This is a genomic window from Vibrio sp. 03_296, assembly GCF_002265885.1.
Genome location: NZ_NPKW01001074.1, coordinates 1 through 353 on the forward strand (window position 1 = coordinate 1; position 353 = coordinate 353).

1 pseudogene is annotated in these 353 nt (G+C 47.3%); it reads right to left on the bottom strand.

Going from position 1 to position 353, the window contains the following annotated elements:
* Positions 1-62 precede the first annotated feature (62 nt).
* A pseudogene (locus CIK04_RS29905) lies at positions 63-353 on the bottom strand (methyl-accepting chemotaxis protein); the annotation flags it as partial.

Here is a 353-nt window from a genome sequence, read left to right on the forward strand (position 1 = left end):
CCTAGGCACTCACCGGTAGCTGTTTTATTCCGTGTCGAACTCTTTCCCTGCAGAAGGCATTTCTAAAAACGGAATTTCGACATTTCCTGACTCAACCCTTTGGCTTCATCAGCAAGTTGACGCGACACATCATCCACCTGAGTCACTTTTTCATTGACGGAAACCGAAGCATCCGCGATCGAGGTAATACTGCTGCTGATGTCTTCTGTGACCGCTCGTTGCTCCTCAGTTGCCGCCGCAATTTGGATGTTCATCTCGTTCATTTCTTCTAACATTGAGACAAGCTGTTCGATCATCTCGGTGTTTTGTTTTACAGGTGAAACCCCACGTCCGAGACGGTTTTGTTTGGCATT